Source organism: Psychrobacter glacincola (assembly GCF_904846075.1).
In the GTDB taxonomy this organism is placed as follows: domain Bacteria; phylum Pseudomonadota; class Gammaproteobacteria; order Pseudomonadales; family Moraxellaceae; genus Psychrobacter; species Psychrobacter glacincola_C.
Map to the genome: position 1 here is coordinate 804,386 of NZ_CAJGZH010000002.1, position 19,238 is coordinate 823,623.

16 protein-coding genes are annotated in these 19,238 nt (G+C 44.5%); 7 read left to right on the top strand and 9 right to left on the bottom strand.

Annotation, left to right across the window (positions count from 1 at the left end; genetic code table 11):
- Position 1: 1 nt before the first annotated feature.
- From JMW85_RS09510 to JMW85_RS09530, 5 genes are all read left to right on the top strand, one after another.
- Positions 2 to 1,378 (top strand): NAD(P)/FAD-dependent oxidoreductase, encoded by a 1,377-nt coding sequence (locus JMW85_RS09510; RefSeq protein ID WP_227681773.1) that lies wholly within the window; start codon positions 2 to 4, stop codon positions 1,376 to 1,378.
- 195 nt (positions 1,379 to 1,573) lie between these two features.
- Positions 1,574 to 3,067, top strand: coding sequence for a Na+/H+ antiporter NhaC family protein (locus JMW85_RS09515; RefSeq protein WP_020443104.1), 1,494 nt, complete (start codon positions 1,574 to 1,576; stop codon positions 3,065 to 3,067).
- A gap of 120 nt (positions 3,068 to 3,187) precedes the next feature.
- The gene (gene aguB / locus JMW85_RS09520; RefSeq protein ID WP_227681775.1) at positions 3,188 to 4,057 is read left to right on the top strand and encodes an N-carbamoylputrescine amidase; all 870 of its coding nucleotides are present in this window, start codon (positions 3,188 to 3,190) and stop codon (positions 4,055 to 4,057) included.
- Positions 4,058 to 4,109: 52 nt separating this feature from the next.
- The gene (aguA, locus tag JMW85_RS09525) at positions 4,110 to 5,237 is read left to right on the top strand and encodes an agmatine deiminase (RefSeq protein ID WP_201581592.1); all 1,128 of its coding nucleotides are present in this window, start codon (positions 4,110 to 4,112) and stop codon (positions 5,235 to 5,237) included.
- 83 nt (positions 5,238 to 5,320) lie between these two features.
- Positions 5,321 to 6,694 carry an NAD-dependent succinate-semialdehyde dehydrogenase gene (locus tag JMW85_RS09530; protein ID WP_201581593.1) on the top strand — a complete coding sequence of 458 codons (1,374 nt, stop codon included), beginning with the start codon at positions 5,321 to 5,323 and terminating at the stop codon, positions 6,692 to 6,694.
- A gap of 95 nt (positions 6,695 to 6,789) precedes the next feature.
- On the opposite strand, the gene JMW85_RS09535 is transcribed toward JMW85_RS09530, so the two are convergent.
- The 3 genes from JMW85_RS09535 to JMW85_RS09545 all read right to left on the bottom strand — a co-directional run bounded on the left by JMW85_RS09535 (position 6,790) and on the right by JMW85_RS09545 (position 11,464).
- A complete protein-coding gene (locus JMW85_RS09535; RefSeq protein WP_201581594.1) occupies positions 6,790 to 8,232 on the bottom strand; it encodes an APC family permease in 1,443 nt (480 codons plus the stop codon).
- Positions 8,233 to 8,542: 310 nt separating this feature from the next.
- On the bottom strand, positions 8,543 to 9,805 hold the full coding sequence (gabT, locus tag JMW85_RS09540; RefSeq protein ID WP_193837042.1) for a 4-aminobutyrate--2-oxoglutarate transaminase: 1,263 nt from the start codon (positions 9,803 to 9,805) through the stop codon (positions 8,543 to 8,545).
- Between the two features lie 183 nt (positions 9,806 to 9,988).
- On the bottom strand, positions 9,989 to 11,464 hold the full coding sequence (locus JMW85_RS09545; RefSeq protein ID WP_201581595.1) for an NAD-dependent succinate-semialdehyde dehydrogenase: 1,476 nt from the start codon (positions 11,462 to 11,464) through the stop codon (positions 9,989 to 9,991).
- Positions 11,465 to 11,726: 262 nt separating this feature from the next.
- On the opposite strand from JMW85_RS09545, the gene JMW85_RS09550 reads away from it, so the two are divergent.
- Positions 11,727 to 12,491: an IclR family transcriptional regulator gene (locus tag JMW85_RS09550; protein ID WP_201554193.1), complete on the top strand. Its 765-nt coding sequence runs from the start codon at positions 11,727 to 11,729 to the stop codon at positions 12,489 to 12,491.
- Between the two features lie 62 nt (positions 12,492 to 12,553).
- On the opposite strand, the gene JMW85_RS09555 is transcribed toward JMW85_RS09550, so the two are convergent.
- From JMW85_RS09555 to JMW85_RS09565, 3 genes are all read right to left on the bottom strand, one after another.
- On the bottom strand, positions 12,554 to 13,603 hold the full coding sequence (locus JMW85_RS09555; RefSeq protein WP_201581596.1) for a histone deacetylase family protein: 1,050 nt from the start codon (positions 13,601 to 13,603) through the stop codon (positions 12,554 to 12,556).
- Between the two features lie 55 nt (positions 13,604 to 13,658).
- The gene (locus JMW85_RS09560; RefSeq protein WP_201581597.1) at positions 13,659 to 14,867 is read right to left on the bottom strand and encodes a CaiB/BaiF CoA transferase family protein; all 1,209 of its coding nucleotides are present in this window, start codon (positions 14,865 to 14,867) and stop codon (positions 13,659 to 13,661) included.
- Positions 14,868 to 15,136: 269 nt separating this feature from the next.
- Positions 15,137 to 16,321 (bottom strand): acyl-CoA dehydrogenase, encoded by a 1,185-nt coding sequence (locus JMW85_RS09565; protein ID WP_201581598.1) that lies wholly within the window; start codon positions 16,319 to 16,321, stop codon positions 15,137 to 15,139.
- A 175-nt stretch (positions 16,322 to 16,496) separates the two neighbouring features.
- Here JMW85_RS09565 and JMW85_RS09570 point away from each other — a divergent pair, with 175 nt between their 5' ends.
- On the top strand, positions 16,497 to 17,324 hold the full coding sequence (locus JMW85_RS09570; RefSeq protein ID WP_201581599.1) for an IclR family transcriptional regulator: 828 nt from the start codon (positions 16,497 to 16,499) through the stop codon (positions 17,322 to 17,324).
- Between the two features lie 73 nt (positions 17,325 to 17,397).
- Here the strand turns inward: JMW85_RS09570 and JMW85_RS09575 are convergent, their stop codons facing one another.
- From JMW85_RS09575 to JMW85_RS09585, 3 genes are read right to left on the bottom strand one after another with little or no spacing between them, the layout of a single operon-like run.
- Entirely contained in the window at positions 17,398 to 18,396 is a 999-nt protein-coding gene (locus JMW85_RS09575; RefSeq protein ID WP_201581832.1) for a hypothetical protein, read from the bottom strand.
- An 18-nt stretch (positions 18,397 to 18,414) separates the two neighbouring features.
- Positions 18,415 to 18,534, bottom strand: a complete 120-nt coding sequence (locus tag JMW85_RS14575) for a hypothetical protein (protein WP_201581600.1) — start codon at positions 18,532 to 18,534, stop codon at positions 18,415 to 18,417.
- Positions 18,509 to 19,219: a Hint domain-containing protein gene (locus tag JMW85_RS09585; protein ID WP_201581601.1), complete on the bottom strand. Its 711-nt coding sequence runs from the start codon at positions 19,217 to 19,219 to the stop codon at positions 18,509 to 18,511. Before JMW85_RS09585 ends, JMW85_RS14575 begins: the two co-directional genes overlap by 26 nt.
- Positions 19,220 to 19,238 lie beyond the last annotated feature (19 nt).

A 19,238-nucleotide genomic window follows, 5' to 3' on the forward strand; every position in this document is an offset into this window, starting at 1 on the left:
TATGTCAAATAGCAACTCAAGTAGCAATTTAAACGGCAATGCAGGAACGAACCAAAACCTATCCTCGAATAACACGCGCAATATCCCGCATTATTCAGACAAAGGGCAATATCCTGATAGCTATTATGCAGCCAGTCGTAATCCTAAGCCGGATAGACCAACGCTAAAGAATGATATCCAAGTGGAAATATGTGTGGTTGGTGGCGGCTATAGCGGTTTATCCACTGCCCTGCATCTCATTGAAACCGATCATGAAGTCGTGGTTTTAGAAGGCGCGCAAATTGGTTGGGGCGCATCAGGGCGTAATGGCGGTCAAATCGTCAATGGTCTAAATGCCAGCCTACAAAAAATCAAAAAGTCTTATGGTCAAGAAAATGCAAACTTCGTCGGTCAACTCGTGACCCGCGGTGGCAAAATCATTCGTCGTTTTATTAGAGATTACGATATCAACTGTGATCTTAAAGAAAAAAACATCTTTGCGGCATTAAATAATGGACAGCTAAAAGACTTGCAAGAAACGCATGCACTGTGGGAGAGCCATGGTATGCATGATCGAGAAATGCTCGATAAGCGCGGTATCCAAGAGCATATAAAATCAGATGCCTATGTGGGCGGAGTCATCGATCACTCTGGTGGACACTTTCATCCACTAAATCTTGCCCTAGGTGAAGCATCTGCCATTGAGCAAGGCGGCGGCACCATTTATGAAAACACCTTAGTGGTTGATATTGAGTATGCTGACGATGCTATCAAAGTCATCACAGAGTTTGGCACCGTAACTTGTAAGCAGGCGGTGCTGTGCGGCAATGCCTATCTCAATAAAGTCATCCCAAAACTGACTGACCGTGTCATGCCCGTATCGACTCAGATTATCGCCACCGAGCCATTAGGTGATTTAGCAGATCAGCTCCTCCCAACCGACGTCTGTGTTGAGGACGTACGCTATATTCTTGATTACTATCGCCTGTCAGCAGATAAGCGCATGTTATTTGGTGGCGGTACGGTCTACGGTGGTCAAGACCCCGCTGATATCACAGCTAAAATCCGACCAAATATGAATAGGATATTCCCAGAGCTACGTGACGTCAAAATCGACTATGCGTGGAGTGGTAACTTTGCGTTGTCTTTTTCCCGCGTACCACAAATGGGCAAACTACATGAGCGAGTATACTTCGCCCATGGCTATAGTGGTCATGGCGTGACAGGCTCGCATCTATTTGGACAAATATTAGCCGATGCCATCAATGGTAAAACCAAAGAGTTCGATGCTTTTGCACAAATTCCTTGGATTCCGTTCCCAGGTGGTCGAGCCCTACGTGTGCCTTACTCTGTCATGGGCTCATGGTGGTATGCGCTAAAAGATACCACTGGCATGTAAACGCATAAAAGCTTTGAATAATAAACATTTAATAAAGTATTTTTATTTTAAAAGCGGTCGTTACAGTCACCTATCATAGCAACGGATTGTTGTGATAGGGCGCGATAGACAGTTGATTCGCTACTGTCTGTCGCGCGTCAACCATAGAATAGAGCTTGTTTAAAAAAACAATGAGGTTTTACAGGGAGCGTAAATATGAACATGAAGCTCAATGATGCTGTCGAAGGACAGTATCATAATAAGCGAGTATTTCTCACCGTCATAGTAGCCGTCGTCATCTATCTGGCTTTTGCTTGGCTATCTACCAGCCGTGCCCCAGACCAATCTTGGGGCGCCTTATCTTTACTACCAACATTACTAGTATTAGTCACTGCCATTGTCTCTAGGCGACCATTTGAATCCATGATCGCAGGCTGTGTCGCTGGCCTTGTGATGCTCAACCCTTTTGATTTGGTCTCCCCTTTTGCAGACAACATGTCGATGGTGCTGGGTAATGAGACCATTATTTGGATTGTTCTGGTCTGCGGTCTGATGGGTGGTCTCATTCAACTGCTTGAGATTAGTGGGTGTCTAGATGGCTTTAGTGAATGGCTACAAAAAATCATTAAGTCGCGCCGTCAGTCATTGTTGGCCACCTTTGCTTTGGGCGTGGTGGTTTTCATTGATGACTATTTGAACTGTCTAGCCGTATCAACCTCCGTCAAAAAACTCACTGACGTCTATAACGTTTCTCGTGAGAAGCTTGCTTATATTGTCGATTCAACCGCCGCACCGATGTGTATTATCGTGCCTATTTCTACTTGGGCGGTCTACTTTGCCGGTCTTTTAGAAGAAAATGGCGTGGCTGGCGATGGTGAAGGTATTGGGCTTTATATCAGCGCGATTCCTTATATGGCATATGCTTGGTTTGCACTTTTGATTGTATTTTTGGTCGCGTATGGCATTTTGGGTGACTGGGGTCCGATGAAAAAAGCCGAGGCACGCGCCAAAGCGGGTAATCCTGTTCCTGAAGCCTTTGTCGAAGAGCAACTGATCTCAAACGTCCAAGCCAAACGTAAACTATCGTTCAAAGCCAATATCGCAAACTTTGCTTTCCCAATGATTTTGTTAATTGTCTCGACGGTTTACTTCGAAATCGATCTATTACGCGGTGCATTATTGACCTGTTTTGTGACCGTCGTTGTCTATTGGATGCAAGGCATTTTAAGTTTTGAGACGCAAGTTGAAGCCATCTTTAAAGGCTTTAAAGTCATGCTTTATCCGCTCTCAACCGTCATCGGTGGTTTTTTCTTAAAAGCCATCAATGATGAGCTTGGTATGACCTCATATGTGATTGAAGCTATCACGCCTTATATGACCATTATTATTTTCCCTGCCGTCATTTTTGCCGTCATGGCTTTTTTAACTTTTGCCACATCCTCAAGCTGGGGTTTGTATGTCCTTGCCATGCCGATTGTCTTTCCAATTTCTATTGCACTAGGCGTTAGCACTCCCCTTATGATTGGCGCATTGTTATCGGCTTCTTCATTTGGTAGCCATGCTTGCTTCTTTAGTGATTCATCGCTACTTGCCGCGCAAGGTGCTGGCTGCTCCCCTATGCAGCATGCCTTTACCCAGTTCCCCTATGCCATGCTCGGTGCGGGCTTATCCGTCGTCACCTTCTTAGGATTGGGTTATATGATGGCTTAAGCCAACCTTAACATTATTATTGTAATCATTGACTAACGGGCAATGAGAGATGGTTCGTTAATCAATAAAAACAGCCTTTTTATGTGGTACTCACTAATAAATACGATAAGGATTTAGATCATGCGCAATGTTACCGTTGCTACGACTCAAATGGCATGTGGTTGGGATATACAACAAAATATTGCCACTGCTACTGACTTGGTCACCAAAGCCGCCAAAGCGGGTGCCAATATCATTTTGCTACAAGAGTTGTTTGAGACGCCTTACTTCTGCCAAGTTCATGACTTTGATTACTTTACCCTTGCGACCGCAGTTGAGGATAATGCGGCCATCAATCACTTCAAACAGTTGGCTAAAGACTTAGAAGTGGTATTACCGATTAGCTTTTATGAAAAATCAGGCAATACCTTTTTTAATAGCGTGACCGTGATTGATGCCGATGGCGAGATACTTGGCACTTATCGTAAAACGCACATACCAGATGGCATTCCTTATGCCGAAAAATTCTACTTTACCCCCGGCGACACAGGATTCAAGGTTTGGCAAACAAAGTATGCCAAAATCGGTGTCGGTATTTGCTGGGATCAATGGTTCCCTGAGTGTGCTCGTAGCATGGCATTAATGGGTGCAGAAATACTGTTTTATCCGACTGCGATTGGTGATGAGCCAATATTGGACATCGACTCAAAAGGTCATTGGCAGCGCTGTATGCAAGGTCATGCTGCCGCTAATCTCATGCCAGTCGTAGCAGCCAATCGTATTGGCACTGAAACCATCAGCCAAAATGGCAGCGACAGTACCATGCAGTTTTATGGTGGCTCGTTTATCACGGATGGCCGCGGTGAGATCATCCAAGAAGCATCTAAAGACAAAGGAGAGATACTTAGTACGACTTTTGACTTAGATCAACTGGCTATCGAACGTCAGCAATGGGGCGTTTTCCGTGATCGTCGTCCATCGATGTATGGCACGTTGCTGACTCATGGATAAAGTTTGTTAACAAGCAAGCTCACTCGCGCTATCGTCAAATAAGGTGCTCTATATGTCATTATTACCGAACCAATCAATCACTGGCTCAACACCACAACAAGACGGCTTTTATATGCCAGCAGAATTTGAGCCTATACAAAAAATATGGATGGTATGGCCATACCGTGCTGATAACTGGCGACAACAAGCCGCTCCTGCTCAGAAAGCTTATGCTGATGTCGCATTGGCAATCAACAGATTTTGTGAGGTTGGTGTACTGGTCAATCCTGATAATTATCAATCATGCCGTGACAGCTTACCCGATGATATCGACGTCATATCAATGCCAAGTAACGATGCGTGGGCGCGTGATACTGTGCCGACATTTTTAATCCATGATAAAGGTGAGCTACGCGCTTGTGATTGGACATTCAATGCATGGGGCGGCGACTATGACGGGCTATACTCGCCGTGGGATGACGATGATAAGCTGGCTAAACGCTTGTGTGACCATCTAGATATCAAACGCTATCGAACGGATGACTTTGTGATGGAAGGCGGTGCATTTCATGTCGATGGTGAAGGCACGGTTCTGACCACACGTATGTGTTTGCTCAGTCCTGGACGTAACCCGCACCTAACCAAAGATCAAATTGAAGACACGTTAAAAGCCTATCTCAATGTGCAAAAAGTACTGTGGATTGATGACGGTATCGATCCTGACGAAACCACTGGTCATATTGATGATATTGCCTGCTTTGTGCGCCCTGGTGAAGTGGTTTGTTTATACACTGATGATTCTGAGCATCCGTTTTATGAAGCAACGCAAAAGGCCTATGAGCAGCTCTCAAATATGACGGATGCAAAAGGTCGCCGCCTAAAAGTCCATAAGCTTTGCTGTACTGAGCAACCTGTTACTTTACCTGAGAACTATGATATTGAACAATCTGATGATGCCAAGGCGCGTCAGACTGGTGATGTTTGTATCGCCTCGTATGCCAATTTTTTAATTTGTAATGAGGCTATCATCGTACCGCAATATGATGATGAAAATGATTCATTAGCCATCGAGCAGCTTGAAAAAGTATTTCCTCAGCATCAAGTAGTGGGAGTACGCACAAAGGAGATTGTCTTTGGCGGTGGTAATATTCACTGTGTTACTCAGCAGCAGCCAAAATCATCAATTAAAAGCATTAACTAAAATCATCAATTAAAAACACCCGCATAAAAATATAGACCCAAATGGATTTTGAACCCAATAATATTTTAAAAAAGGACATAGCTATGAGCGATTATCAAGTTAATAACCCAGCCACTGGCGAAGTAGAAGCCACCTACCCTACGGCAACTGAGCAGGACATCCAGAACGCTATTGCACAAGCCGATACCGCTTATCAAGATTGGCGTCAGGTTTCATTGGATGAACGCAGTGCCATACTTCATAAAATTGCCGATATCTATCTTGAACGTCAAGACGAGTTGGCTCGAATCGTCGCCAATGAGATGGGCAAGCCCGTTGCACAAGCAAAAGGTGAAATCGGTCTAGTTGCCGATATCTATCGCTACTATGCAGACAACGCTGAGCAGCTACTAGCACCCAGTACCATTGATGTTGACTCAGGGTCAGCTTCGATAGAAAAACGTCCTGTGGGCGCTCTATTAGGTATCATGCCGTGGAACTACCCGCACTATCAAGTGGCACGTTTTGTCGCGCCAAACTTTATGGCGGGCAATACCGTTATTCTAAAGCATGCACCGCAATGTCCTAAGACTGCAGAAGCCATCGCTGATATCCTAAAAGATGCCGGCTTACCTGAGGGTGTCTATAACAATGTGTTTGCTACCAATGAGCAAGCGGCAACAATCATCGAAGACAACCGCGTACAAGGCGTTTCGCTAACAGGTTCAGAGCGAGCTGGGCAAGCAGTTGCTAAAATAGCAGGCGGCGCGCTGAAAAAAGTCGTGCTAGAGCTTGGCGGTTCAGACGCCTTTATCGTTGCAGCTGATGCGGATATCGAACAAGCTATAAAAGGGGCTGTTTCTGGTCGTTTTGGCAATACAGGACAAGCGTGTAATGCTGCCAAACGCCTTATCGTCGTCGAATCTGTTTATGATAAATTCGTTGAAGGGTTTACTAATGCCGTCAGTAACATGACACTTGCTAATCCACTTGATGAAGATACCTTCATTGGTCCAATGTCTTCAAAGGCAGCCGCATTTAACTTGCAAGAACAGCTCGATAGCGCCATTCAAGCAGGCGCAACCGTATTGGTCGAAGGCGGCATGGTCAAAGACAAGCCGGGTGCGTGGTTTAAGCCTGCGGTATTGACAGATGTAACTGAGTCCATGGATGTTTATCGTGAGGAGCTATTTGGTCCTGTGGCAGTCGTCTACAAAGCTTGTGATATCGATCATGCCATCAAGATAGCTAATGATGTGCCTTTCGGACTGGGCGCTTCTATTCAAACGCAAGATGCTGCGCTAGCCGCTGAGATTGCTGACAAATTAGAAGTCGGTATGGTCACTATCAATGCGCCTTCTGGTAGCGAAGCCAATACCCCGTTTGGCGGCGTCAAACGCTCAGGATTTGGTCGCGAGCTTGGCACCCTTGGTATCACTGAGTTTTTAAATTATAAATTGATTCGTGATAAGTCGTAATCGATAGAGTCATTTTTAGAAAAATAAAAAGCCTAACATTGACTGTTAGGCTTTTTTTGTAGGACAATTTTATTAAAAATAATCCATCGAAAAAACTATTGCTTAGGTGGATTATCTTTTAACCACAACTGATTGACGATTTTTAATTCACGTAACTCTTCTGCCATAATTGACTCGCTAATACCTGGATACTTCACCCTTGCATAGCCATATAACGCAATACCTAAGACTGTCCAGCCAAAGAAAATCCACCACTCGATAGAGGTTAGTGCGGATGGCATACCTGGCATATACAGCATGAGTATTCCAAAACTTAGCGCAATCGTGACCATGCCAACGAGCTTACCTGCTGGTATTCTAAATGGGCGTACCATATCAGGCTCGCGGTAGCGAAGTACTAAGAATGAGATAGCGACACAGGTATAAGCAATAACGATACCAAAGCCACCAGCATCGACAATCCAAACCAGCATTTTACGACCAAACAAAGGTGCTAGTGTCGCCAAGCCACCGATCAATAAAATGGCATTCGACGGCGTCTTATACTTTGGGTGCAGCTTGCTTAAAAATGCGGGCAACATACGTGCTTTTGACATGGCATAAAGTAGTCGGCTACCACCAATCAAGAAGGCATTCCAACTTGATAAAATACCCAGTACCCCACCAATGACTAATAAAATACCTGCCCACTTGCCATGCCAAGCATTGGTCATCGCATCCGCAGTGGCGAGCGTTGAGTTTTCGGCTTGTAAGAGTGGCAAGGTCGTGCCAACACTCCAAGCGATACCCACGTACCACATTACCGCAACGACAATCGATAAAATCAAAAACTTACCAATATTAGGACGAGTCAGATCAATTTCTTCTGCCGCTTGCGGAATAACATCAAAGCCGACAAACATAAACGGCACCATGACAATAACGGCCATCATACCGCCAATACCACCGATGAATGCAGGCGCTTGTACTGAGTTTGAGCCTTCAGGATTAAACATGACTGCGCCAATGAACAGCAACGTACCCACAAATAAGATGCCCAATACGGCCGTCTTTTGGAACCACGCACTGACTTCCATACCGCGGATATTTAGCCAAGTGACGATGACTGAGCCCAGCATCCCAACGCCCACCCAAGTGGCGTAAACATCCCAACCAGCGATGGTCCAGAGATACCCTTGATTGTAATTGGGGATAAAATACTCTACGACTGTCGGCAAGGCAACCGCCTCAAACGCGACCACCGAAAAATACCCAAATAAAATACTCCATGAGCAGATAAAGGAGACATTTACCCCCAGTGCTCTATGCGTATAGGTATGCTCACCGCCCGTAATCGGCATCGATGCGGCAAGCTCGGCATAAGTCACACCAATCAGTATCACTGCCAAGCCGCCTATCAAGAACGCCAGCATTGCGCCCCACGTCCCCGCAGATAAAATCCAACCACCAGCCAAGACTACCCAGCCCCAACCAACCATAGCACCGAATGCTAAGGCGATAATATCTAGCGTCCCTAACGATTTCTTTAATTCAGACATAACCTGCTCCTTGTCTGTGTGTCATCCGTGTTAACCCTTGACGGTCACACTATTTTTTGTTTAGTGGGATAGTACCCATCATAATTATCATATATACCTTTTGATCCAAGCTGTTAGGCACTACCTGTTTCATATTCAAATAGTACAAACAGCAACGGCGTCTTGACTTGCAAGGCGCCGTTGTAAAAAATGTACTCAAAGCGAGTGCCATATGGGCAATCTTGCTGTGCTATTAGAGATAGCCTTTTAACCAAGATCGAGGCTTGATTAAAAGTGATGTATTTCACTATAAATAAATATTGAATACTTATTAAGCGGTTAGGATACCTTTGATAATATCTAGACCTTCTTGGAGCACTTCATCTTCAACCGTCAATGGCACCATCACGCGAATGGCATTGCCATACATACCGCAAGACGCTAATAATAAACCTTGCTCAAATGACTTTGCTTTTAGGTTAGTAGTTGCTTCCACATCAGGCTTGCCATCACTATCGATTAATTCAAACGCGAGCATGGCGCCTTTATGGCGAATATGACCGATACTGCTTAAGTTTAAGCCCTTTAAGAAAGCTTCGATTTTGTCGCCAATCTCAATACTGCGCTCAAGTAGGTTTTCTTCTTCGATGACTTCCATGACAGCGAGTGCAGCCACACAAGCCAGTGGGTTACCAGAGTATGTACCGCCCAAACCGCCGACTTGCGGCGCATCCATGATATCAGCGCGACCGATAACCGCAGAGATAGGATAACCACCCGCCAAGCTCTTGGCACTGGTCATTAAGTCAGGCTCAACACCCAACTGCTCGGTGGCAAACAACGTACCCGTACGGGCAAAACCACACTGCACTTCATCAAAAATCAAGACAATGCCATGTTCGTCGCAGATATCGCGTAGAGATTTGGCAAATGATGGGGTGACTTGATGGAAACCGCCCTCGCCTTGTACTGGCTCGATAATCATCGCCGCCACTTCGCTAGGATCGATATCCGCTTGGAAAATCATCTCAAGGCTATGCAGCGCTTGTGCTTCTGTGACATTCAACTCTTCAGCTGGGAATAGCGCATGGAATACAGGGCCTGGCATTGGACCAAAGTTCTTTTTGTACGGCAGCACTTTACCTGTCAAACTCATGCACATTAAAGTACGACCGTGCCAACCACCAACGAAAGAGATGATACCTGGGCGACCAGTTTTCGCACGAGCAATCTTGATACAGTTTTCGACGGCTTCTGCACCAGTCGTTAAAAAGAAGGCTTTTTTCTCACCGCTGATAGGGGCTTTTTCACAAAGTTTTTCGGCAAGATCCACATAGCATTCGTAGTTGATCATTTGCGCCGCAGTATGGGTAAACTTGTCAAGTTGCTCATGCACGCGCTGGGTGATTTTTGGATGGCTGTGACCAGTATTCAGTACTGAGATACCACCAACGAAGTCAATATAACGATTGCCTTCAACATCCCAAACTTCTGAGTTTTTGGCTTTTTCTGCAAAGATGGGATAGGCAACGCCAAGTCCTGTTGGTAACACAGCTTTACGGCGCTCAAGTAGTGATTTATTGGTAGTCGTCATGGGAATGTCCTTTTCTTTATTTTTAACATAAGTGCCAATGATTGAATGGCGGTTTTGAGGAATGGTTTATCTAATAGTTAACAATTATTAGTTGCTAGCTATAGAGGGGATTCATGGTGCTGAATCCCGTTCGATACGGTGTGACAATTAAAACCTTAAAAGAGAGCGCATGTCGCTAAACGATTAGCTGACGTCAGAACACCAGTATTTGGTCACGACATATTCTTCGATGCCGTATTTTGAGCCTTCGCGGCCAAAGCCAGACTGCTTAACACCGCCAAATGGGGCGACTTCAGTAGAAATAAGCCCAGTATTATGACCAATAATGCCATACTCAAGACCTTCGGTAACGCGCCATGAGCGTGCATAACTGCCACTGTAGAAATAGGCAGCCAAGCCATAAATCGTGTCGTTGGCCTGACGAATAACGTCTGCTTCATCTTTAAAGGTAAAGATCGTCGCAATAGGGCCAAAGATTTCTTCGTGCGCGATATCCATCTCAGCACTGATATCGGTAATGACCGTTGGATTGTAAGTCAGCTCTGAGGCGTCATTGGTGCTGCCGCCAGCGATAAGCGTCGCGCCTTTGTCTAAAGCATCTTTAAGTAGCGCTTGCACTTTTTCTAGCGCCTTTTGATTAATCAAAGGACCAATATCCACGCCTTCATCCATGCCGTTGCCAACATTTAATTCAGCGACTTTTTTCACAAACACATCTAGGAATTCATCTTTAATGCTATCTTGCACATAGACACGGTTGGCACAAACACAAGTTTGACCAGCGTTACGATATTTAGAAGCAATTAAGCCTTCAGCCGCTTTTTCCAGATCAGCGTCATCAAAGACGATAAATGGCGCATTACCGCCCAGCTCTAATGACAGTTTTTTGATGGTTGTCGCACATTGAGCCATCAAGGTACGACCGACTTCGGTAGAGCCTGTGAATGAAAGCTTATGAATACGTGCATCGCCCGTTAGGATATCGCCGATAGTTGATGATTTGCCCGTCACTACTTGGATAACGCCTGCTGGAATACCTGCTTGCTCAGCCAGTGCAGCAAGTGCTAATGCAGAAAATGGCGTTTCAGTCGCAGGTTTAATAATCATGGTACAGCCTGCTGCCAATGCTGGTGCGGCTTTACGGGTAATCATCGCTGCTGGGAAATTCCAAGGCGTGATCGCCGCACAGACACCAACGGGCTGCTTGAGTACCACATGACGCAGTTGTGACTGATTGGCAGGGATAACATCGCCATAAACACGCTTGCCTTCTTCGGCAAACCAGCGGATAAAGCTATTGGCATAGCCCACTTCACCGCGTGACTCGGTTAGAGGTTTACCTTGCTCAGCGGTCATAATGATAGCCAAATCTTCTTTATTGGCATCGATAAGGTCTGCCCACTTTTGTAGCAGTTCAGCGCGCTCTTTTGGGGTTTTGGCCGCCCACGTGATTTGGGCTTCATGAGAAGCCACAACCGAATCGTTGACATCGTCGGTTGTCAGGCTTGGTACCGTACCGATGATATCGCCGTTGAAAGGATTGCTCACATCAATAGTCGATTCATCACTAGCGGCATGCCAGCCATCTTTGATGAAACACTGCTGTTTAAGTAGATCTGGGTTCGATAGCTGTAGCGTAGACTGTGACAGTTGTGACATTGTGACGCTCCTTGTCAATTGAGGTTTGCAAATAGGATTCGCAGATTTATAGCGATAAGTGAATAATAATAAATAGAAGGTTATGATTTAAATAATTATTGATAACTTGTTAAGTGTTCAATATACTGAACATCTATTCTATATATGAGACATCATTATAAGAATGATAGCCAGCCATTTGCAACCCCTATTCTCATTTTAATGATGATTTATCGCGTTATTTTTATATTTTCCCAATTTTACTGACTTTTATAGGTTCCTTATGAGCTCAACTGCCGTTCCTGCCTTGGACAAAACCTTTCAGATTTTAGATTTAATTACTGACAGTGCGCAGCCTTTAACGGCAGCTCATATTGCGAAAGAGCTCAATCTACCACGTAGCTCAACCCACAATATTCTGCAAAGTCTTTTGACCAAGCATGTCATCTATAAAGACAGCGATAGCCGCTTTCATTTAGGCTCTTATTTGATGTATTGGGCGGGTAAGTATGAGCAGCAGCAAGGCGTCATCCAGTTATTTAAAGACCTCATTGTCCAGTATCCGATTCTTCTTCAACATACAGTTACTTTATCTAAACTTGATTTAGGTGAAGTGGTGTTTTTAGCCTGTCATGAAGCGCCTGCCCCGCTTGGCTTTACCTTTCGCGCTGGTGTTCGCGTACCAGCGGTATTCTCTGCCACGGGCAAAGCCATGCTCTCAACCTTTTCTATGGACAATATAAAATCTATCTACGCTACCGGTTTCCCCGCACCTATTACCCAACACGGTGTTGATAACTTTAGCGATTTGTCCACCGAGTTGACCGCCATTCAAAACAGTCGCATCTCACTCGATGATGGGCAACTTCGCGAAGGGATGTATTGTTTGGGTACTTATATTCGCAATGCGTCAGGCAATGCCGTTGCGGGTATGGCGGTTAGCTTTTTGCAAGGCGAATATGAGTCCAAGCGTGCTGAGGTCAGCGCGGTATTGATTGAATTGGCGCAGCAAATTGAGCAGCGTTTGGGTTTTATCGATAATAAATAAAGTTAAAACGCTGCTAGTTTCTTGCTTACTTCACACTCTTTCAGTTATTTTGGTGATAACTGTTAATCTTCTGAAATAAGCCCTGATAAAAATGCTTGCAAATTGTCATTGAGCTTTTGCAAGTAATAACCGCCCTCGACTAAAACAATCAGTGGTTTATTTAGCGCTTTCATCTTTTGTGCCAACACCTTAAACCCTTCTGTACTGACCGCACATCTGGCTTCTGGGTCATTTTCATAAACATCAAAGCCTAAGACATGAACAATGACATCAGGGTCAAATAGCGTCATCGCTTCAATAGATTTATCAACATACTCAAAAAACCCAGCTTCATCGGTGCCATGTGGCATCGGGAAGTTAATGTTATAGCCTTCACCCTCGCCCACGCCTCTTTCAAACGCATGCCCTGTCACTGCGGGATAGAAGTTAACGGGGTCACCGTGAACCGAGGTATAAAGAACATCGCTGCGATCATAAAATATCTCTTGGATACCCTGTCCGTGATGCATGTCGGTGTCTATGATGGCGATTTTTGCATATTTTTGCCGCAGATGTTCGGCGATGATGGCTGCATTATTTAGATAGCAAAATCCGCCAGCGGCGCTTTTGCGAGCATGATGACCAGGCGGCCGTGAGAAGCAAAGCTGTATATTATTTTGAGTGCACTTAACGTTTGATGCCTCTTTATTTAATAAAGCTTCAGCAGCATTTAATGCTGTTTGCGCAGACCAATAGATAGAGGTCCAAGAGTGCTCGCTAATGGGCGCACTGTCATCGGCTTGATACTTTGCCGCTTTTGCCATGATACCGATACCGGGATTGTCATACGGTACAAAAATTCCCGTCTGTACCTGCGCGCCTAGATCTTCTTCAACTGCCATCCATTCATCATAGCCATGCTTAAGAAACTCGACATAACCGAAGTCGTGAACCGCTAATATAGGGCCAATGCCAATATCGGTAGCGGTCGTCACCTCTAACCCTAACGCTGCTGGTGCTTTTAAGAACTCAACCATACGCTCTGGTATCTCTAACGGCTCATGCATCTTTCCATAAGAGAAATAAGTTAGTGGTCTGTGCAGGCTTAGGTTTTCATGGCTGTATATCTTCATGCTTAACATTCCTTTGTTTAACATTTTTTCCAATGGCGCTTTTCTTGATGCCTAACTAAACAATCCCATCGGCTTTAAGCTTGGCTATCATGTCACTGTCATAGCCTAAAGCAGTAAGCGTGCTGTCAGTATGCTCGCTCAACTTCGGTGGCGGTGACCGATAAGTGACGGGTGAGGCGGATAATTTAATCGGATTGCCAAGTGCTCGAACAGGGCTGCCTTGTTTGGCAAAATCAATTACCATCTCACGTGCCAGCGCTTGTGGCATTGCCAAGGCTTCAGCGACATTATGAATCGCCCCACAAGGAATACCCGCTTTATCCAACACCTCTAACCAATAAGTACGTGATTGCTCGGAAAATTTCTTACTCAATTCACCACACAGCAGCTCACGCTGAGCCACACGAGCTGGATTGGTCGTAAAACGCTCATCCATATGCCAATCAACTGCAAGCACATCACAAAGTTTGGCAAACTGACTATCATTCCCACACGCTAAGATAAAGTGCGCCTTCCCCTGACCAGCAAACACTTGATAAGGCACAATGTTTGGATGCTGATTGCCCAATCTGGGCGGGATTTTACCTGATGCCAAATGGTTCATACCCACATTGGCTAGCATTGCCAGCGCACTGTCTAATAGCGCTACGTCTACCTGTTGCCCTAACCCAGTAGACTCACGAGCAATCAAAGCCGCTTGAATACCAATCGTCAGCTGCAACCCGGCAAACAAATCGACCACTGCGACGCCAACTTTATGCGGTTCACCATCACTCGGACCCGTGATACTCATCAGTCCTGACAACCCTTGAATAATATAATCGTAACCGGGGCGCGCGGCATCTGGCCCTGTCTGACCAAACCCTGTCAATGACGCATAAATCAGACGTGGATTATCGTGTTTTAGACTGTCATAATCTAAGCCGTATTTTTTTAAACCGCCTACTTTGAAATTTTCTACCAAGATATCACTATCAATGGCCAGTTTCTTAATGATGGCCTGCCCTGCATCAGTGGTGATATCGACCGTGAGTGACTTTTTGTTGCGATTAATCGTGGCGTAATAAGCGGAGGTGTTGTCACTAAATATGGGCGGCGCCCAATGACGCGTTTCATCACCAATATGTGGACGCTCAACCTTGATAACTTCTGCGCCCAGATCAGCGAGTATTTGAGTACAAGAAGGACCTGCTAATACTCTCGACAAATCAAGTACTTTGATACCATGTAACGCGCCCTCTGGTATATTAGCCATATCCGTCATAATATTCCCTTATTGTGTGGCATATTCTTTAATAAAAAATTGCTATACATCATTTATCTTTTAATGCATGTAATAATACCTTTACTGCTTTAAATAATAGACAATGATAAATAAATGATGAATAACAACAATTCATAAAAACGATGTATGAAAATCAGAAACGCACGCTACTGTCTATAACAGCTTATTAAAAAGCCAAATAGTAACGTACGTTTATGGTGTAGAAACTAGCTAGCATTCATTAGCTAATACTTATTAATTAACAACAATTAGTAAAACGCTTGAATGCCTGTCTGCGCACGACCTAAGATGAGCGCATGAATATCGTGCGTACCTTCATAGGTATTAACCGCTTCTAAGTTCATCACATGACGAATAATGTGGAACTCATCCGAAATACCGTTACCGCCATGCATATCACGAGCAATACGTGCGATATCGAGCGCCTTACCACAATTATTACGCTTAATGAGTGAAATCATCTCAGGCGCAGCATTGTCTTCATCCATCAGACGACCAACACGTAGCGCCGCTTGTAGACCTAAGGTAATCTCAGTCTGCATATTGGCAAGCTTCAATTGTACGAGCTGCGTTGCGGCGAGCGGACGACCAAATTGCTTACGATCTAGCGTGTACTGACGGGCAGCTTTCCAGCAGAATTCAGCCGCGCCCATCGCGCCCCATGCGATACCATAACGGGCTTTATTTAAGCAACCAAACGGTCCTTTTAGACCACGGATGTCTGGGAAAGCATTGGCCTCAGGGACAAATACCTTGTCCATAACGATTTCACCGGTGACTGAGGCACGCAGTGAAAACTTGCCTTCAATTTTCGGCGCTGACAAGCCTTTCATGCCTTTGTCTAAAATAAATCCGCGAATTTCACCAGCATCATCTTTTGCCCAAACGACAAACACATCAGCGATAGGGCTATTGGTAATCCACATTTTATTACCCGTCAGCTCATAACCGCCGTCAACCGCGCGCGCACGCGTCGACATTGATGAGGGGTCAGAACCTGAATCCGGCTCGGTCAGACCAAAGCAGCCGACATATTCACCAGTAGCAAGCTTAGGCAAATAACGCTCTCTTTGCTCTTCGGTACCGTACGCCCAAATAGGATGCATCACTAAGCTTGACTGCACACTCATCGCTGAACGATAACCCGAGTCAACTGCTTCCACTTCCTTGGCAATCAGACCGTAAGCAACACTAGATAAACCGGCACAGCCATAACCTTCAATCGTGACACCAAGCAGACCCATTTCACCCATTTGACGCATGATATTACGGTCAAAATTCTCGTTACGATTGGCTTCAACAATGCCAGGCATCAGCTCGTTTTGAAAAAACTGGCGGGCGCTGTCCGTGACCATGCGCTCTTCATCAGTCAACTGGTCGCGTAATAAAAACGGATCTTCCCAATCGAAACTTGGACGCGTAGATGTTGCCATGTGGATCTCCTTGATATCAGTCATCCTGACCGACGATTAGTAATTAATGAATAAATTAACTTAATAGTTTATTGACTTACTAATTCCGCTGTGCGAAACTTAGTTTCATAATTTAAATTCATTAAAACAAAGTTTCGGGTCGCTGTAAACCTTTATCCAAAAAAATGAGCATAAAATGACAAAAAACATATCAACAGCTACTCCGCTACTCGATCGAATGACGACCATTCTTGAACAAAGTAAGGACGATAATAATCGTCAGTTCGTTACGGCACTGGGTCGCGGTCTGTCTTTACTCGCAGCATTTGAACATGATGATCGACTCACCCATCAGCAATTGTGTCAGATGACAGATCTGCCAAAGGCAACTATTACTCGCCTTATCCATACCTTGATGACACTTGGATTTTTACGTGTAACTGAGCACGGACAGTATCAACTAGGCAGTAGTGCTGTACGTCTAAGTGCTACCGCATGGAGTCGCCACGATATGATCTCAGCGGCTGAGCCATTACTGCGGCAGTTCGCTAGTGAGAATGAAGTATCAGTAAACTTGGCAACCGAAGTCGAAGGAGAAATGCGCTATCACGCTTGTTGTCGTAGCCCTGCTCGCTTATCAGTCAATTTGCAAGTTGGCTCAGCAGTGCCCGTCGCCCGTACTGCTATTGGGCGCGCTTTTTATGCGGCTAGCTCGCCAGCGAGACAGGCTGTCATCATGAGTAATCTACAAGAACAGTTATCTACCGAGGATTATAACCATGCGCAAACCGCCCTAGCCAGCGCTGCAGCGCACTATGCAGCACATGGCTATACGGTATCAGATGGGGAGTTTTCTACTGATATATTGGCAGTAGCGGTTGGGGTTTTTGATGTTGCGACTGGACAATATGCCTATTCGCTAAATGCCAGTGTACCAAGTGCCAACTGGGAATCAGAAGAATATGCAGCGATGATTGTGCCAAAATTGCAAGCGTTGGCGGAGCGGATTGGTAGTGGGGTTTAGAATAGTAATATGACTAAGATATAAGCCTTTTAGCCAGTCATAATTTTTCTATTGATATAAACTAAAGAGCTGGTTAATTGGCTGGCTCTTTAGCGTCCAGTACCCACACCGCATCATGCCCGACAAAATACGTATGATGATCTACCACTTCTATATTGTAGACATGGTCCTCATAAGGATTGGGGCAGACATCGTTATAGCGTCGCATCTGCTCATGGATACTTTCTTCTGTTAATCCCATTGAATCGCCATACTTTTTGATACTGGCTAAAGCTTTTTTGAATAAACCTTCATCACCAATTCTATTTTCTTTGATTATTTTTCCCTCAAAGATTAGAGGTGAGTGCATCTCTCTTACAAACCTTTCTGCACTATGTGTCTTAGGCGCTATGTCTTGACGTAATCTTACATTCAATGTTTTATAAAGATCAGGGTCTATAATAAAGGGTGCCTTTTCATTGATGAGCAACTTGGCATCAGAAGTTTGCAGATTGACAGTTTTGATTTCTTCTTTGAACGCTTCTTCTGTATTGGCTAAACTGACAAACTGGTAGCCATCATCCGTAAATTTCACAAACTGAACCAGACCATCTGTCTCCCATAAGTCATGTTCCTCAATACTTTGAGTATACGCTGTACCTTCAGGGAAGTTAGGTAAGGTGCGTACAGGGATAAACGAGTAATCATCAAGTGCAATCGTATCACCATGAGCAGACGTTAGATATCCAGCTGGTAAACGCTCCGCCGATAACCACTCACCCTCTAAATCTTCAGGCTGCCGAGTTACCCAAAATGGGTGGTTGCTGGTACATAAGATATAGTTTCTACCCTTCTCACCTTGCTTGGCTACCGTTTCGTTAAAGTATTCAACTTTAAAGATTCTTTCCTTTTTCGGGGATGTAAACGTACTTATGACAGGCTTATACTCTATATCACCGCTACCATCTTCAGGCTTGAAGAGTACAGGCTTTGATAAAATTAAGTCGCCCACTTTGATATCTTGGATTGGCACTAGACCCTTATCCGTATGTACCAATGTACCTGCGACAAATCCTGGAACGTTTTTATTCATATTATCAACTCACTGAGATTATTTATTATAAAATTCACCGTCATACACCCAAATGCCTTTTTTTCCTACAAAATAAGTATGAGTATCGGCGACTTCAATGTTATAGACATAATCAGTGAAGGCATTGGCTGGAGTCATTCTCCCAATCTGGCACTCTGTAGGCTGCAACTAACTTACTATAGTACTCTATCTCGACACGATTCTCAGGATTGTCTTTGTCTAAAAACTTATGAAACTTCGCATAAGGTTCAGAACCATCCTCCGAATGTAAGTCCCTACCTAAAAGACTATTGTCATCATTAGTAAACACCTCTACAGCTTCACCATTCCTAAAGTCAATCACCCCTATATCAATTTCACCTGGATCTGCATGCTTATCTTGACAGCTGTGCATATACAACCCAACCTTTGGATCGCTAGTTGCTATGACATACTTTCCTCCAATTTGATAAGGATCATACACCTCTTCGTGATATCTACCAGATATGTCAAGTATTTCACCTTGATGGCCTCTTTCTGGAAAAATATAATTAACAATATCGTTAGATGTAATGAACTTTGCAGCTACCCATCTTGGTTTTTCCTCATCACTGACATGCGTCCAGAATGGATGATTATCAGTACAGTAAATACCCTCAACAGGCGTTATAATCTTTTGTTTAGTAGCAGACTTGATGGTTCTTATCACAGGCTTATAGACCAGTTCTCCTTCACCACTTTCATCCTTAGACAGTACTTTATCACCGATTTTTAACTCCTGAATAGGTACTAATCCTTTATCTGTATGAACGAGCGTTCCTGCAACAAATCCTTTGTTATTCATTAGCTTTCCTTTTACTGTT

Excerpts from the sequence above, each read along its gene's own strand:
- gabT (WP_193837042.1), bottom strand. The coding sequence starts at position 9,805 with ATGACGACTACCAATAAATCACTACTTGAGCGCCGTAAAGCTGTGTTA.
- JMW85_RS09575 (WP_201581832.1), bottom strand. The coding sequence starts at position 18,396 with ATGAATAAAAACGTTCCAGGATTTGTCGCAGGTACATTGGTACATACG.
- JMW85_RS09570 (WP_201581599.1), top strand. The coding sequence starts at position 16,497 with ATGACAAAAAACATATCAACAGCTACTCCGCTACTCGATCGAATGACG.
- JMW85_RS09535 (WP_201581594.1), bottom strand. The coding sequence starts at position 8,232 with ATGTCTGAATTAAAGAAATCGTTAGGGACGCTAGATATTATCGCCTTA.
- JMW85_RS09555 (WP_201581596.1), bottom strand. The coding sequence starts at position 13,603 with ATGAAGATATACAGCCATGAAAACCTAAGCCTGCACAGACCACTAACT.
- JMW85_RS09560 (WP_201581597.1), bottom strand. The coding sequence starts at position 14,867 with ATGACGGATATGGCTAATATACCAGAGGGCGCGTTACATGGTATCAAA.
- JMW85_RS09565 (WP_201581598.1), bottom strand. The coding sequence starts at position 16,321 with ATGGCAACATCTACGCGTCCAAGTTTCGATTGGGAAGATCCGTTTTTA.
- aguB (WP_227681775.1), top strand. The coding sequence starts at position 3,188 with ATGCGCAATGTTACCGTTGCTACGACTCAAATGGCATGTGGTTGGGAT.
- JMW85_RS09510 (WP_227681773.1), top strand. The coding sequence starts at position 2 with ATGTCAAATAGCAACTCAAGTAGCAATTTAAACGGCAATGCAGGAACG.
- JMW85_RS09545 (WP_201581595.1), bottom strand. The coding sequence starts at position 11,464 with ATGTCACAACTGTCACAGTCTACGCTACAGCTATCGAACCCAGATCTA.
- JMW85_RS09530 (WP_201581593.1), top strand. The coding sequence starts at position 5,321 with ATGAGCGATTATCAAGTTAATAACCCAGCCACTGGCGAAGTAGAAGCC.
- JMW85_RS09515 (WP_020443104.1), top strand. The coding sequence starts at position 1,574 with ATGAACATGAAGCTCAATGATGCTGTCGAAGGACAGTATCATAATAAG.
- JMW85_RS14575 (WP_201581600.1), bottom strand. The coding sequence starts at position 18,534 with ATGACTCCAGCCAATGCCTTCACTGATTATGTCTATAACATTGAAGTC.
- aguA (WP_201581592.1), top strand. The coding sequence starts at position 4,110 with ATGTCATTATTACCGAACCAATCAATCACTGGCTCAACACCACAACAA.
- JMW85_RS09550 (WP_201554193.1), top strand. The coding sequence starts at position 11,727 with ATGAGCTCAACTGCCGTTCCTGCCTTGGACAAAACCTTTCAGATTTTA.
- JMW85_RS09585 (WP_201581601.1), bottom strand. The coding sequence starts at position 19,219 with ATGAATAACAAAGGATTTGTTGCAGGAACGCTCGTTCATACAGATAAA.